This is a genomic window from Arthrobacter sp. 24S4-2, from assembly GCF_005280255.1.
Taxonomy (GTDB): Bacteria; Actinomycetota; Actinomycetes; order Actinomycetales; family Micrococcaceae; genus Arthrobacter.
This window is the reverse complement of the sequence record NZ_CP040018.1, coordinates 1,466,751-1,481,718: the sequence shown is the minus strand read 5'-3', so window position 1 is coordinate 1,481,718 and position 14,968 is coordinate 1,466,751. Positions and strand designations below refer to the sequence as shown.

Sequence of the window (14,968 nt, the reverse complement as noted above, 5' to 3'; positions counted from 1 at the left end):
GCCACTCCTCCCGCACCCCGGCAATTCACACGGCGTTTTAAGAACCCGGCCGACTACTGACCCGCGCTCCTAGCGGCTGGCAATAGCAACTGCCGCTAACAGCACCGGCCGCTAGTAGCCCAGCCTCACCGCAACCTGTTCCTGGCCCGCCGCGCCCGGGGCCACCGCCACCGTGGAAATATCAGCCCGGCCGTCCTGTTCGAGCAGCACGGTGCCGTACGCGGCGTCGCCCGACGCCGACACAATGTAGCCCAGCACCGCTGATCCGGCGGCCTCCGCCGGAACCTTGATGACCGCTGTGGTGCCGCCGGCAATGTCCAAAGTCGCTGCTGTCCGGACCTTGCCGTCAGCCGTAATGGGCGTGTAGCTGATCTTTGCCCGGTCATCCGGTGCACCGAAAACGAGGTACCTCTCCCCGCCCCGCGGCACCGTCACCACGTGCTGGCTGCCAAGCCTGGCGGACGCCGGTGACCACGCGAAGTCCGTGGGGCCCTCCGACTTCTGGCCGCGGGCCACCCGGGCAGCGGCGGCAAACGACACGTCCGACGTGGCCGCCACGGTGTACCACCCTGCCGGGACACCGGCGAGGGAAACTTCGGTCACCGAGCCCCCCTTGGCCGTGACCACTCCACCGCCCGGCAGCGCCCTCTGTCCGCCGCGTCCGTAGAGCTTGATCTCCACCACGGCGTCCGCCGGGCCGGGTACCGCGATCTGGAGCGCGGCAGTGGCATCGGCGAATCCCTGTTTGGCCGTGAGTGCCTTCGCCGACGACGGGTCCTGGATATCGAGTCCCGCCATCACCTGCCGGGTAGCCGGCGCCGACCCCGGCACGATGAAGTCCACGCCGCCGGGTGTTAGTCCGCGGAGGACACTCTGCTGGATGACGGCGGATACCGGCCCGCCTGCGCTGCGCGCGTGAATGCTCAGCTTGTCCTGCTCCGGAGCCAGCCCCGCCAGCACGATGGAACGGGTGGCCCCCGGGGCCACCAGGAGTCCCCGGCTTCCCGGCGCCTGGATCTGCCCCTTGGCGCCGTACAGGTCAAGGCTCACGGTGGCCGGCGTGCTCGAGGCGTTGCTGAGGTTCAGCACCGCCGTCCGGCCCAGAGAGGTGTTCGCTCCAACGAGCCACAGGTCGTTCGAAGGCTGCTGGCAGCCGGCAGCAGCCGAGCCCTGCAGGTCGCCGTCCGTTGCCGTGTACCTCATGACGCCGCCGGCCGTGGCCTGCTGGTCGCCCACCGCGTCCGCACTAAGGACGCTGACGGAGTCCACGGCACGCTCCGAAACCACTCCGGCCAACAAGGACGGAGGAGCTGCTGAGGCGGTGGGCGTGCCGGGGTCCTTGGCGATTTCCGCAAGGGACTGGCCCTTCAGTTCGGCCAGCCGGCTGGCCGGCAGCAGGCCGGCACCGGTGCTCAGTACTGCGGCATTCACGGCACTCTTGGCGGTGGCCGACTCCGGGCTGAACTGCGGGTCCGTGCCCACGGGCGTGCCTTCCAGGAGCCTGGCCGGCCCGGGACAGATCCCCACGTTGCTTCCGGCGGGAACTGCCGCCAGCGGTGCATCAAGCTGGCGGCTGCCGGCACTGGGCGGAGCCATAGACGATGCGGCGACCAGGCCCGCGGCAGCGGCAACAATCACCACCGCGGAGGCAACGCCGGCCACGGCGCCGCGAACGGACATTCCGCGGGCAGACAATCCGCGGGAAGCCTTTCCGGAGACGGCAGGCACGTTTGCCCGCCGGACTTCCGGCACGCCGTCGTTTTCGTCGTTATGCATGCTGATGTTCCTTACGCAAGGAGCCTTCGTCGCGGGAGAGGCCGGTGTTCGGCCGGCGGGCAGGCATGGGAATCGCCAGCAACACTGTGAGCCCGATGACCACTGCCTGGACGACTGCCGTCCAGACTGCCCACGGATTCTCGTAGCGGATGGTCAGCTGGCCCCCTGGGCGGGAAGGGTGAAGGCCTGGGCCCAGCCTGAGGTCGTGGAGGTCAGGCGCCGGCCGTCCACCCACGCAGACCAGCCCGGATCGGCCCGTTCGGCGAGAACCACCAGCCGGCCCTCGGGGCCTTCCGGGACAGCGGCGTCAACGGTTTCCGTTTCGGACGGCAACAGTCCGATTGCCGCGCCGGTGCCGTCAACGATCCGGACCCGGTGCGCGACATCAGCGGCCTCAATGACCGGTTGGTTCAGCGGGCTGATGCGCCATAGCCAGCCCACGTCGGTTTGGCCTACGGCGACCAGGCCGGGCACGGCATCCATCCGGCTCGCGGTCAGTTGGGCGGCAGTGTCCGTGGCCCTCAGGACTACGAACCCTGCCCCGAGGCGATCCAGCTCCGGACGCGGGTCCACGCCCTGGCCCGCGACGACGGTGGCCACAACGCCGCGCAAGGCGGCCGTGACGGCGTCGTCGTCCCGGACAGTTTCCTGTCCAGGGTCGCCCAGGATGTTGCGGGCTGCAGCGATCGTGGACAGCCCGTCCAGGGTGGTCCCGGCGCCCCTCACCAAGGCGGCACTAAAGGTGCCGTCCTCCCCCGTGTCGATCACCAGCGTCCGGGTCTGTTCCGGGCCCTCGCCGCGGTCGATGGCTGTTGCGGGCAAGGTCCGGGGCGCGGTGGGAGCGATCTGGCGCGGTGTCCCCAGCGGCACGGCCCCCGACACCGGGGCCGCTCCCGCAGTGGACTGCAACATATTCTGGGCAGCCCACGCAGTCATGCCGGCGAGGGGGCCCGCCAGCAGCAGCACCATGGCAAGGACGGAAGCGGACCTGAGCACGATCCTGCGGGTTGCGGGGGCATCGGCCCCTTTTTCCGAGAAACACAGCAGCCCTTCGGCGCCGATCATCGCAGCACCCAGCAGCATGAAACCGCCTGCTGAGACGGCGGGTCCCGAGAACGGTGTGACGAGTGCGTCAGCGCTGGCAGCCGTTGCGACATGGCCCGCAAGCCAGCCCCCGGCCAGGCTGATCAGCCCGGCCACCCACAAGGCGCGGGCTACCCGGGTGCGTTTGCCCGGAACGAACAGAGCCGCCGTCGCAAGCACCAGCACCGGGAGCCCGATCAGCAGGGCCAGCAGGAGGGCCCACGGGACTGCCGTTCCGTCGAACAGCGGAAGGCCGGCCACTCCGCCGTCGGCATCAAAGTAGAGGGGCTGACCCAGAACCTGCTGCCACAGCGGCGCGGCGTCGAACCCGAGCGGAACGCCGGGATCCGCCAGCAGCGCACGCGGGCGGTCCAGCACGGAAACACCGAAGGGGACAAAAAGTGCTGCGCTCGGCAGCAGCGCCCACCAGACGGTGCGCCCCCGCCGGCCCAGCAGGATACCGGACAGGACAACCACCACGACGGACGGAACCAGCAGTGACGGCGCAGCGGCTGCCACCACTGCAAGCGCCAGGCCCGCGGCCGCAGCGGCTGTCCAGGACGGGGTGCCGTTGATGCCGGGCTTCGCGGGCGGCTTCTCGGCGAATCGCCGGTCACCCGGTTCGGGAACCGCAAAGCGGCCCTGTCCACGCGCGGTGCCGGTGGCACGAAGCAGGGCCAGCGCGAGCAGCGGAATCATGATGTGGGCAACGAGTGCGCCCAGGCGGCCCTGGTTCAGCGCAACCTGCAGCGCAGGCGCCCCGCCCCAGACAAGGGCAGCCACAAGCCGGAAGCGCCGCCGCGTGGTCAGCCCGCCGGCGGCGAACCATGCCGTCAGCGCGGAGAGCGGCATGGCCAGCAGCAGAAGCCATGCCAGGGCGCCGTTCGCATCCCCGCCGCCGGCGAGGCCGAGGATCCAGAGGAGAAAAGCGAACGGATCGCCGTGGCCGGGCAGCCCGGCGCCTAGCCCGATCCACCAGGTGGTGGCGTGGTGCCAGATGTCTGAAACCTGCGAGGAGAGCGGGATCAACGCCCCGCCGGCCACGGCCTCGGCGCGGAACAGCCCAACGAGCCCGACCACCGAAGCGGCCATGGTGACGAGCACGGCGAGCAGGGCGCCGTTGCCCACCCAGCCCCGCTCAGACGTGGTCAGTGCGGCAAAGTCGTCGGTGGAGTCTCCGCTGGGCTGTTCAGCCAGCGGATCCGGGGCTGCTGAATCGCCGGCAGTGTCGTCGGCACCGAGTGCCTCGATGAGGGAACGCCGGTGGGACCACACCTCGCGGCGAGGCGTCTGGAGGCCTTTGATCACCGAGCGCCTGATCTTCCGCGTCCGTGCCGCCTCGCGGCGTCCGCGGAGCACCGCACCGGGACGTCCGAGGGCCACGAACGTCGCAGCGAGTTGCGAGAACCCGTGTCCCGGATCCTTGACGGCGATGCTCAGCACCAGCTTGAAGAGGCTGCCCAGGAGCGCCCCCGCGGCATGCAGCGGGAGCTTCCACCAGACGGTGTGCTTGAGTCGCAGATGAACCTGCGCCTTCCGCGCCGCGCCGGCGGTACCCAGCCCGTCGGGCCGGTGTGAAACGTGGAACATCCGCGCGGTGGGAACCACCACGACACGGTGTCCGGCAAGCCGGTTGCGCCAGCAGAAGTCGACGTCGTCGCCGGTTCCGGGCAGGGCCGGGTCAAAGCCGCCCAGCTCCTCCCACACGTCCCGGCGCACCAGCATGCCGGCGGAGTTCACTGCGAAGGTATCGCTGCGGCCGTTGTACTGCCCCTGGTCAAGTTCGTCCGCATCGATCAGCGTGAGCCGCTCGGCCCACCGGCTGGTGGAAAGCCCGACGTCGATCAGGCGGCGCGTGGTGTTCCAGTCGAGTTGCTTGCAACCCGCCACCGTTACCGAAGGTGCGCGCTCCACGGCGTGCAGCAGTTCGGCGAGGGCTTCGGGCGCCGGCGCTGCGTCGTCGTGCAGCAGCCAGATCCACTCGGCGTCCGAGCCGGTCCGGTCCGGATCCCAGGGGGCCAAGGTGGTAAGGCCTGCCTTGACCGCGTCCCCCATCCCGCTCCTCCCCTGCTGGAAGGTGGTGACGTTGGCCTCGCCGAATGCCCTGTCCAGCAGGGCCGCGGAATCGTCGCGGGAACCGGTGTCAACGCCGATGAAAGCATCCACGGGCCGGGTCTGCTCCGACAAAGCCGCCAGGGTCCTGGGGAGATAGGCACCGCCGTTGTGGGCGACCACAACGGCGGTGACATGTACTACTTGAAGAATTAGACTGCCCGCTTCCTCAGCCGACGGCGCTCGCGCTCGGAGAGGCCTCCCCAAATGCCGAAGCGTTCGTCGTTCGACAGTGCATACTCGAGGCACTGTGAGCGTACGTTGCACGCGCCGCAGACTTTCTTGGCGTCGCGGGTTGAGCCTCCCTTTTCAGGAAAGAAGGCCTCGGGATCGGTCTGGGCGCACAATGCGTCCGTCTGCCATCCGAGCTCGCCTTCGTCGTCGAAGTCCTGCTCGAAGGGAAGCCCGATCCATACCGGCTGCGCGGTGGTTCCCGAATGAAGTGTCTGCAGTTCCATCGGAGGATCATGCAGATCGTTGTCCTGGTCCGGGCTGCCTGCCAGCAGCGCTTCATGTGCTGCCAGGAAGGCCGTGGCCTGGTCCTGCAGTAAATCGTTGGTGCTTTGGTTGTAGCGCTCTGCGGCATCCGGATCGGCCGGATCTACGTACCAATCACTTGGCACGCCGCGAGAACGATATTTTGCCGACGCCTGACCGGCGACGACGGCATTTTCATGGATACGCTCAACTTGCCCCATGGCGTCCCTCCCCAAATTGCTGCCCCTGCCTGAATACCTGGACACTCGGTTGTGTGCCCTGTATTAGCGCAATGGCGTTCGATAACTAATTACACTTGTGTAAGTCGTTGGGAGTCAAGCGGCAGCCGGGATAATAATCAACATCAGCCGGAATACTCCGCCACGCCACGCCCGGGTTTTTTGGGCCGACTCGCCGCAGCCGCGGGAAATTTGACAGCATACTGAGTAGTTTCCTGTGTATTTGCCGGGAATCCGCGGGAAATCGTCACCGCCGCCCGCATTAGGCCAGCAAAGTTAGTAAAACCGGGGTGTCGGAGATCACACATCCCACCGCAACCCTGGCCCGCCGGGCAGCGTTGCGGCCGTCCTGACGCGCAGTTGGCCCCCGTGGCAAGATGTTGGCATGAGCATCCCGGCGATCGAATTGATGAGTGCCCTGCGGTCCGGCCACTCCACATCCCCCCGACTGACCTGGTACGGGCCGGACTCCGAGAGGGTGGAGCTGTCCGGCCGCGTTCTGGACAACTGGGTGGCAAAGACCAGCAACCTGCTCCAGGACGAGCTCGACGCCGAGCCCGGCATGCGGTTGCGCCTGGATCTTCCGGCGCACTGGAAGTCAGTGGTCCTGGCCCTTGCGGCCTGGCAGCTTGGAATGGAAGTTGTCCTTGATGCCGGCGAAGCCGAGCTGCTCGCCACGGGAGCACCCGGGTCCCTTCCCGAAAGCTCCGCTTTCGACGCCGTCATCGCCGTACCGCTGCCCGCGCTCGCCATGCGCTGGCCGGGAGAGCTGCCTGCCGGCGTCGTGGATTACGCGGCAGAGGTCCGCTCGCACGGCGACGTGTTCATGGCCCATGGGGACCCGGAAGGGGCCGCCCGGGCGATCATTTCAGCTACCGGGGCCGCCCATCCGCACTCCGGCCTGCTCAGCGGCTTCGCAGCCACCCACGACGCCGGCGTGCGGCTGCTGGTCCAGGCCGGGGACGGCCTGGAAGCCGCCCTGGTCCAGTCACTTGGTGCTTGGAACAGCGACGGTTCCGTGGTGCTGGTCCACCCCGATGTCGAAGTAACCGACAAGCTCCGCAACGACGAACGCGTGCAGGGAAAGTAAACGGCCCCGCCCGCTGCTAGCTGCGGGGAGGGCCCGGCAGCTCCGGATCCGCAACCTTTTCCTCGGAAACTTCCCCGGAAACCGCGCTGGGAACCTGAACCGGGTGCTTTCCCTGGTGGTGGTGCAGCTCGATGATCTCGTGGTCGTGCGAGAATGCCGGCTCTTCGTCGAGTTCCTTGTTGAACACGAGGAACCTGTAGGCGAAGAAGCGCACTACGGTGGCCACCAGGATGCCGGCCACGCCGGCCAGGAACAACATGTTCTTGTCCGTGATGCCAAACGAATACTTGGCCAGGGCCGTGAACCCAGTGGAAATGCCGATGCCAATGCCGTTGATCAGGATGAACATGAAGAACTCGCGGATCACGTTGTCCTGGCGGCGGTGGCGGAAGGTCCAGAACCTGTTCGCGATCCACGAGAAAATAGTGGCCACCGTAGCTCCAACGAACCTTGCTTTGGCTTCGCTGTCAGACATGGCGCCGTGCATCAGGTAATAGGTCAAGCCGTTGTCAATAACGAAGGCAACACCGCCGACGGCACCGAACTTGGCCACCTCACGCCAGAAAAGTGAGGCAAGTCCGCGCAGACGTTCTGCAAGTGTGTTAATCATGACCCTCCATGGCCGTCTGAGATTTCAGGCCACCAGGGCCGAGAATCCATTTTAGCCCGGAAAGCTGGGAGCCGCCCCGACGTGCCTTCGCGGCAGCCTCCTGCTGCCGCCGACATGAAGCAATTTCCTGCCCGAAACGGTCGGAAAGCCCGGAACTCCCGCGCTCTTCTGTAGGCTGGCTCTTGTGACTTTTCCAGTAATCGGCGTAGTTGGCGGCGGCCAACTTGCCCGCATGATGGCCCCCGCCGCAACGGCCCTGGGCTTTGAACTCCGCGTCCTGGCCGAAGGGGAGGACGTTTCTGCGGTCTCCGCAGTGCCGACGTCGCCCGTGGGCGACTACAAGGACCTTGACGCCCTCCTGGAGTTTTCCAAGGGGCTGGACGTCATGACGTTTGACCATGAACACGTCCCCAACGAGCACCTGCGGGCCCTGCAGGAAGCGGGGGTGAACGTCCAGCCCGGCCCGGATGCCCTGGTCAACGCCCAGGACAAGCTCGTGATGCGCGCAGCGATCGACCGGCTGGAACTCCCGAATCCGGTGTGGGCCTCGGTTGCCGACGTCGACGCCCTGGTGGCTTTCGGCGAGAACACGGGCTGGCCGGTGGTCCTGAAGATGCCCCGCGGAGGTTATGACGGCAAGGGTGTCCGGATTGTCGGATCCGCCGCGGACGCCGCAGAAACCGCCGAGTGGTTCGAGGCCATGGCTCCCCTGCTGGCCGAGGCCAAAGTGGAGTTCAGCCGTGAGCTGGCCGCGCTTGTCGCCAGGACTCCGGACGGTGAATGCCGCGCCTGGCCGGTGGTCCACACCATCCAGGTGGACGGCGTCTGCGACGAGGTGATTGCGCCCGCCCAGGACATTCCTCTGGAGGTGGCCGCTGCGGCCGAGGACGCCGCAGTCCGGATCGCCAACGAACTCGGAGTCACCGGCGTCATGGCCGTTGAGCTCTTCGAAACCCCCGGCACCGGCTCCGGCTTCCTGATCAACGAACTGGCAATGCGTCCGCACAACACGGGGCACTGGACCCAGGACGGCTCGGTAACCAGCCAGTTCGAACAGCACCTGCGCGCAGTGCTGAACCTCCCGCTCGGCGCCACGGACGCCTTGGGCCCGGTGGTTGTGATGAAGAATTTCCTCGGCGGCGAGAACCAGGAGCTTTTTTCCGCCTTTCCGCAGGCCATGGCCACAGAGCCCGCCGCCAAGATCCACTGCTACGGCAAAGCCGTCCGGCCGGGCAGGAAGATCGGCCACGTGAACCTGGTGGGGGCATCGGCCGGCGACGTCGATTCGGTCCGGCAGCGTGCCACCACCGTCGCCAGCATCATCCGTGACGGCCGGGCGCCGGCCCGAACCTCACCAGGGAACTCCGAGGAGACCGCATGACCACCACACGCACAGCTTCAATCCACGCCGCAGGGGCTGACCCGGCGGCGCCGATCGTTGGACTGGTCATGGGGTCCGATTCGGACTGGCCGGTGATGGAGGCGGCCGCGGAGGCCCTCGCCGAGTTCGGCATCCCGTTTGAAGCCGATGTGGTCTCAGCCCACCGGATGCCCACCGAAATGATCCGGTACGGCCAGACGGCACACGAGCGCGGACTGCGCGTCATCATTGCCGGCGCTGGCGGAGCCGCACACCTGCCCGGGATGCTGGCGTCCGTCACTCCGCTGCCGGTCATCGGCGTTCCCGTCCCGCTGAAAACGCTGGACGGCATGGACTCCCTGCTCTCCATCGTGCAGATGCCGGCAGGCGTTCCAGTGGCCACTGTCTCGATCGCCGGCGCACGCAATGCCGGCCTGCTTGCCGTCCGGATGCTCGCCTCCGGCACGGATGAACTGGCCCTCAGCCTGCGCGATGACCTTATCGACTTCGCCCAGGAGCTCAACGACGTCGCCACCCGCAAGGGTGCCAGCCTGCGGCAAAAAGTAAGCGAAGTGTTCTCCGACGGCAACGTCGTTCCCCGGGGTAGCCGTTAGGAATCAGCACATGACCACCAGCCACTCCCGCTCCCAGGCGCCGCAACCGGCCATGACAGATCCCGTCCGCAATCCAGTGACCGCACCGGCGCCGGTCAGGACCAAACGCGCGTTCGTCCTGCTGCTGCTGACGCTGTTCGTTCCGGGCAGTGCCCAGATCGTGGCGGGCGACCGCAAGCTGGGCAGGATTGCGCTCCGGGTAACGCTCGCCGTCTGGGGACTCGTGGTCCTGGCCCTGGTGCTGCTGATGGTCAACCGCACGCTCCTGATCGGGATCGTCACCAACGCAGTGGCTTCGCTGCTGATCATCATCATCCTCGTCGCCCTCGCACTGGGCTGGGCCGCACTGTTCATCAACACGCTCCGGCTCATCAGGCCTGTCCTGCTGGCACCCGGAATGCGGCCCATAGTCGGTGCTGCCCTGGTCCTGGCCATGGTGCTCAGCAGCGGCACCCTGGGCTATGCGGCCTATGTGCTGAACGTGGGCCGGAACGCCATCGGCAGCATCTTCTCCGCAGGTCCCGCGATGGACCCCGTGGACGGCCGCTACAACTTCCTGATGATGGGCGGCGACGCCGGCGACGACCGCACGGGCCGGCGTCCGGACAGCCTCTCCGTCCTCAGCGTCGATGCCAAGACCGGCCACACGGCCATCATCTCCGTACCGCGAAACCTGCAGAACGCCCAGTTCAGCGAGGGCTCCCCGATGCGGAAGATCTACCCTGACGGTTACAACTGTGGCGACGAATGCCTCATCAACGCCATCAACACGGAAGTGACCAACGAGCACAAGGACCTGTATCCGGGTGTCGCCGACCCCGGTGCCCAGGCCACTCTGGAGGCTGTCTCCGGGACTCTCGGCATCACCGTCCAGGCCTACGTGCTGGTGGACATGGACGGGTTCGCCAAACTGATCGACGCCATGGGCGGGATCGATATCAAGGCCGGCGGCTGGGTGCCGTTGAGCGGCCCCGTGACCGATGAGGCCAATGGCATCCACGGCATGCCGGAAGGCTGGATCCCGGCCGGCGATCAGCATCTGGACGGCTACCACGCGCTCTGGTACGGACGCTCCCGCGAATTCGTGGACGACTACGCCCGGATCCAGCGCCAGCAGTGCGTCCAGCAGGCCATGCTGAAACAGCTGGACCCGGCGACCCTGCTCTCCAAGTTTGAGGACATCGCCAACGCGGGTACCAAGGTGGTGGATTCCAACATTTCCGCCAGCCAGCTCGGCAGCTTCGTGGACCTGGCCATGAAGGCCAAGGGCCAGGAAGTCAGCCGGCTGACCATCGGGCCGCCGGACTTCGATGCGTCGTTCTCCACAGTGCCGGACTTCAACCAGATCCACGACAAGGTTGACAAGCTGCTGGCACCCAAGTCCGAGTCGGCCGGTGCCGCAGGGGACACGGTGGTGCAGCCAGGAGCCTCTGCCGGCCGTCTCATGGCGGCAGCCGCGGCTGCCCCCCTCACCCAGCCCGCGCCGTCGCCAACGTCGTCGTCGGACTTCACTCCCGTGACCACAACGCCTGACGGCGAGCCCATCACGGAAGAGATGCTCAACCAGTTCAAGCGCGAGGGAAACGAGCAGGCGATCCGCGATCTGGTGGCCACCAACGGCCAGTGCCGTCCGCTCTAACCGTCCGGCACCAACCGCCTGCCGCCCTCCACGGCGCCAGCACGCATCCACGAACCTGCGGCAGCCCGACTGCTGCAACGAGATAAGGACACCAGGCTGTGTACGAAATTGAGAACGTCCTCCGGCCCTACGCCTGGGGCTCCACCACCGCGATCGCCGGCCTGCTGGGCCGGCAGGTGTCCGGCGGGCCGGAAGCTGAACTGTGGGTAGGCGCCCACCCGGACTCGCCGTCCGTGGCTGTCGCGGCCGACGGCGGTCCGCTGCCTTTGGATGTGCTCATCAGCTCCGCTCCCGAGCACCATTTGGGCAGTGCCAGTGTGGCGGAGTTCGGTCCCCGACTGCCGTTCCTACTCAAGGTCCTGGCGGCCGAGAGCCCGCTGTCCCTCCAGGTCCACCCGACGCTGGAACAGGCCCGGGCGGGCTTCGACCGCGAGGAGGCCGCCGGCGTCGACCGTTCCGCTGCGGAACGGAACTACAAGGACAACAACCACAAGCCGGAGATGATCTTCGCGCTGACGCCGTTCGAGGCCTTGTGCGGCTTCCGCCCGGCTGCGTCGTCCCGCGCCCTTTTTGAGCACCTTGCGGCGTCAATGCGTGAAATGTCCGTTGAAGTCCCGCACCTGTTCCTGGAGGTGATGGAGGACCTGTCCGCGCCGGTTGAGCACGACGCCCTGAAGGCTGCATTCACCAGGCTTATCGGCGGAGGGCACGCCGTCTCCCACGCCGTGCGCGAGCTCGTGGCAGCCCTCAAAGCCGGCCTGCCGACGGACCCGTACCAGGCCGAGCTATCCACGGCCGTCAGCCTGCACGGCCACTACCCCGGCGACCCCGGCGTGCTCATTTCGCTGCTGCTCAACCGGATCTCCCTGTCCCCCGGTGAGGCCGTGTACCTGCCCGCCGGCAACGTCCACGCCTACCTGCACGGGCTCGGCATCGAGGTCATGGCGTCGTCCGACAACGTGCTCCGCGGCGGCCTGACACCCAAGTTCGTGGACGTTCCGGAACTGCTGAACACCATCGAATTCGAGTCGGTGGGAGTGCCGATGCTGGCGGCGGAAACGTCCGCGCTGGGCCAGGAGCTCTACCGGCCGCCGTTCCGCGAGTTCCAGCTGCAGCGGATAGTGCTGGAGCCCGACGCGGCCCCGGTCCCGCTGGCCCAGTCCGGTGCCGCCGTGATCATTGTGGTGTCCGGCTCCGTCCTGCTGGACTCCCCCAAGGGCGATCTCCACCTGGACCGCGGCGCCAGCGCCTTCCTCCCTGCCGCCGAGGCACCCGTCAACGTGCACGGTGCCGCCGGCTCCACGGAACCCGCCGTTGCCTTCGCCGTGACCACTGCAGTGGAAGCCTGACCGGTGGAGTACTTCCTGCAGACCGCACCCTGGGCGGACTTCCAGCGTTCGCTCGGCCGCACGGTGCACAAACAGTCCGGGCCCGGCTGGAGCTTCCTCGCCGTGGAGGAGAAGAATCCGGCAGGGAAGGTTCTCTATGCCCCGTACGGTCCCGTGGCGGCTTCCTTGGAAGCGTTCGACGCCGCGCTGGCGGCTCTCGTGGCTTTGGCCCGCAAGAGCGGGGCAGCGTTTGTCCGGATCGAGCCGGTCAGTGCCGGATTCGAAGCTGCTGCGTCCGAAACCCTGCTGCGGAGCCGCGGCCTGCGGCCGGCTCCGGTCAACCAGCAGCCGGAACTGAGCTGGATCGTGGACCTGGAACAGGACTTCAAGGACGTCCTGGCTGCCATGAAGCCGGTGAACCGGAACCTGTACCGGAACATCCACAAGAAGGACGTGACCTTCCGGACGTCGCAGGATCCGGAAGACATCCGGGTGCTCCTGAACTTCCTGCACATGACCGCGAAACGAAGCGCATTCAAGCCGCAGAGCGATGAGTACCTCAGCCAGGTGGCCCGTTCGCTCATGCCGGCTGGTGCGGCCACGCTGTTCATCGCCGAACGCCACGGCGGTCCGATAGCCGCGGCCCTGGCCTACGACTCAGCCGACACCCGCACCTACGCCCATGCGGCACTGGACGATTCCCACCGCAAACTCAGCGCCGGAATACCCCTCCTGGTCACGCTCATGGCCGACGCCAAGGATAAGGGCCTCAAATACGTGGATCTCTGGGGGTGGCTCCGGCAGACCAGCCGAACCACAAATGGGCCGGCTTCACGGCCTTCAAGAAGTCATTCGGCGGGCGTGAGATCGCCTACCCGGGCACCTGGGACCTCCCCGTGAAGAAAGTCCGGTACGGCGCCTACCAGCTGGCCCGCAAGGTCCGCGAAAAACTCCGCGCCCTCCGCAGCTGACCCCTCCCCTTGGTGACTACCCGAGCGCGAACTGGCAGCAGATGCCCTCAAAATCATCATTTGATGTCGCGGCGGTACTGGTCCGGATCGCCGTGGTGAACACCGTCATGCTGAAGGGCGATCCGGTGCTCCGGGTCGGCCGCATCGGGCCAGACCACTGGATGGCCAAGACCATTGCGCAGCACCACATTCAAGGCAGGCTCGGGAAGTCCGGCCCCGATCAGGGCAGGCGCAACATGGTCTCCGGTGCGGAGTCAGCTCCGGCGCGGACCAGGTCCAGGGCCAGCCGTGCCCTCTTCACACCCCGCATCCCCGGGTGTTGGCGGACTATCCGCTGTAAGTCGGGGACCGCGGTCAGCGGCTGCCGCGGCAGCGGGAAATCTTCGCCGTGTTCGACGACGACCGAGTCGCCGGCCGCGACCAGTGCGTCGAAGCCCAACACCGACGCGAGGTCCAGCCAGGTGCGCGCCGGCGTCCGGGACATGGTCCATTCTCAACCGAGATCCGACTCGCTAACGGTTATCCACAGGACGGGATCCAGCCTTAAGCGCGAACTGGCAGCTAATGCCCTCAGAAGTTGGATCCGAGGGCATTTGCTGCCAGTTCGCGCTGAACTAGGGGTGCAACGGAGGGACTAGCTCTTGCGGGCGTAGCCTTCCCACTTGCTGGCCTGGTGCTCGCCGTCCACGAAGCGGATGGTGCCGGACTTGGAGCGCATGACGATCGACTGGGTCAGGACCTTGTCCTTGGAGTAGCGCACGCCCTTGAGGAGGTCGCCGTCCGTGATGCCCGTGGCTGCGAAGTAGCAGTTGTCGCTGGAGACGAGGTCGTTGGTGGAGAGGACACGCTCGAGGTCGTGCCCGGCATCGATGGCCTTCTGCTTCTCGTCATCGCTGGTGGGCCAGAGGCGGCCCTGGATGACGCCGCCGAGGGACTTGATGGCGCAGGCAGCAACGATGCCTTCCGGCGTCCCGCCGATGCCCATGAGCGCGTCAACGCCGGTACCGGAACGGGCTGCCGCGATGGCGCCGGCGACGTCGCCGTCCATGATGAACTTGGTCCGGGCACCGGCTTCGCGGATTTCCTCCACGAGGGGACGGTGGCGGTCCCGGTCCAGGATCATGACGTTCAGCTGGTTGACCTTAACGCCCTTCGCCTTGGCGATTAAATGCAGGTTCTGCTTGACGGGGAGTCGCAGGTCGACCATGTCCGCAGCTTCCGGGCCCGTGACGAGCTTCTCCATGTAGAACACGGCGGAGGGGTCGAACATGGAGCCGCGCTCGGCGACAGCCAGAACGGCGAGGGCGTTGTTGATGCCCAGGGCGGTCAGGCGGGTTCCGTCGATGGGGTCGACGGCGACATCGCACTCGGGGCCGGTGCCGTCACCCACGTGCTCGCCGTTGAAAAGCATGGGAGCTTCGTCCTTCTCGCCTTCACCGATAACCACAACACCATTGAAGTGGACGGTCTGGAGGAAGGAGCGCATGGCGTCGACTGCTGCGCCGTCAGCCTTGTTCTTGTCGCCGAAGCCCACCCAGTGGCCGCCGGCAATTGCCGCGGCTTCGGTGACGCGGACAAGTTCAAGGGCAAGGTTGCGGTCCGGCTCGTCAATGCCAACGGCAAGCGACGGGGAAATCGTGGAGTACTGCTGGGTCATAGGCGCTGGTGA

Annotated in this window: 11 protein-coding genes and 2 pseudogenes; 6 read left to right on the top strand and 7 right to left on the bottom strand. The window is 67.0% G+C overall.

Annotation, left to right across the window (positions count from 1 at the left end; translation table 11 throughout):
- Positions 1–111: 111 nt before the first annotated feature.
- The 3 genes and pseudogenes from FCN77_RS06935 to FCN77_RS06925 form a co-directional block, all read right to left on the bottom strand.
- Entirely contained in the window at positions 112–1,776 is a 1,665-nt protein-coding gene (locus tag FCN77_RS06935; RefSeq protein WP_137321674.1) for a DUF5719 family protein, read from the bottom strand.
- Positions 1,769–5,094, bottom strand: a pseudogene (locus tag FCN77_RS06930) (glycosyltransferase family 2 protein). Before FCN77_RS06930 ends, FCN77_RS06935 begins: the two are co-directional and overlap by 8 nt.
- A 29-nt stretch (positions 5,095–5,123) precedes the next feature.
- A complete protein-coding gene (locus tag FCN77_RS06925) occupies positions 5,124–5,669 on the bottom strand; it encodes a WhiB family transcriptional regulator (protein ID WP_137321673.1) in 546 nt (181 codons plus the stop codon).
- Positions 5,670–6,072: 403 nt separating this feature from the next.
- Here FCN77_RS06925 and FCN77_RS06920 point away from each other — a divergent pair, with 403 nt between their 5' ends.
- On the top strand, positions 6,073–6,777 hold the full coding sequence (locus tag FCN77_RS06920) for a TIGR03089 family protein (RefSeq protein ID WP_137321672.1): 705 nt from the start codon (positions 6,073–6,075) through the stop codon (positions 6,775–6,777).
- Between the two features lie 16 nt (positions 6,778–6,793).
- On the opposite strand, the gene FCN77_RS06915 is transcribed toward FCN77_RS06920, so the two are convergent.
- Positions 6,794–7,387 carry a GtrA family protein gene (locus FCN77_RS06915; protein WP_137321671.1) on the bottom strand — a complete coding sequence of 198 codons (594 nt, stop codon included), beginning with the start codon at positions 7,385–7,387 and terminating at the stop codon, positions 6,794–6,796.
- 232 nt (positions 7,388–7,619) lie between these two features.
- Here FCN77_RS06915 and FCN77_RS06910 point away from each other — a divergent pair, with 232 nt between their 5' ends.
- From FCN77_RS06910 to FCN77_RS06890, 5 genes and pseudogenes are all read left to right on the top strand, one after another.
- Positions 7,620–8,768, top strand: a complete 1,149-nt coding sequence (locus FCN77_RS06910; protein WP_254679001.1) for a 5-(carboxyamino)imidazole ribonucleotide synthase — start codon at positions 7,620–7,622, stop codon at positions 8,766–8,768.
- On the top strand, positions 8,765–9,361 hold the full coding sequence (gene purE, locus FCN77_RS06905) for a 5-(carboxyamino)imidazole ribonucleotide mutase (RefSeq protein ID WP_137321669.1): 597 nt from the start codon (positions 8,765–8,767) through the stop codon (positions 9,359–9,361). The genes FCN77_RS06910 and purE overlap by 4 nt, the downstream gene beginning before the upstream one ends.
- 10 nt (positions 9,362–9,371) lie before the next feature.
- A complete protein-coding gene (locus FCN77_RS06900) occupies positions 9,372–11,000 on the top strand; it encodes an LCP family protein (RefSeq protein WP_137321668.1) in 1,629 nt (542 codons plus the stop codon).
- A gap of 98 nt (positions 11,001–11,098) precedes the next feature.
- Complete coding sequence (gene manA, locus FCN77_RS06895; protein ID WP_137321667.1) at positions 11,099–12,349, top strand: mannose-6-phosphate isomerase, class I; 1,251 nt, start codon at positions 11,099–11,101, stop codon at positions 12,347–12,349.
- Positions 12,350–12,352: 3 nt separating this feature from the next.
- Positions 12,353–13,299: pseudogene (locus FCN77_RS06890) on the top strand (lipid II:glycine glycyltransferase FemX).
- Between the two features lie 56 nt (positions 13,300–13,355).
- On the opposite strand, the gene FCN77_RS25870 reads toward FCN77_RS06890, so the two are convergent.
- The 3 genes from FCN77_RS25870 to glpX form a co-directional block, all read right to left on the bottom strand.
- Positions 13,356–13,493 (bottom strand): hypothetical protein, encoded by a 138-nt coding sequence (locus tag FCN77_RS25870; RefSeq protein ID WP_175417175.1) that lies wholly within the window; start codon positions 13,491–13,493, stop codon positions 13,356–13,358.
- Positions 13,494–13,519: 26 nt separating this feature from the next.
- Positions 13,520–13,783: a hypothetical protein gene (locus FCN77_RS06885; RefSeq protein WP_137321666.1), complete on the bottom strand. Its 264-nt coding sequence runs from the start codon at positions 13,781–13,783 to the stop codon at positions 13,520–13,522.
- Positions 13,784–13,933: 150 nt separating this feature from the next.
- Positions 13,934–14,956 (bottom strand): class II fructose-bisphosphatase, encoded by a 1,023-nt coding sequence (gene glpX / locus FCN77_RS06880; protein WP_175417425.1) that lies wholly within the window; start codon positions 14,954–14,956, stop codon positions 13,934–13,936.
- Between the last annotated feature and the right edge of the window lie 12 nt (positions 14,957–14,968).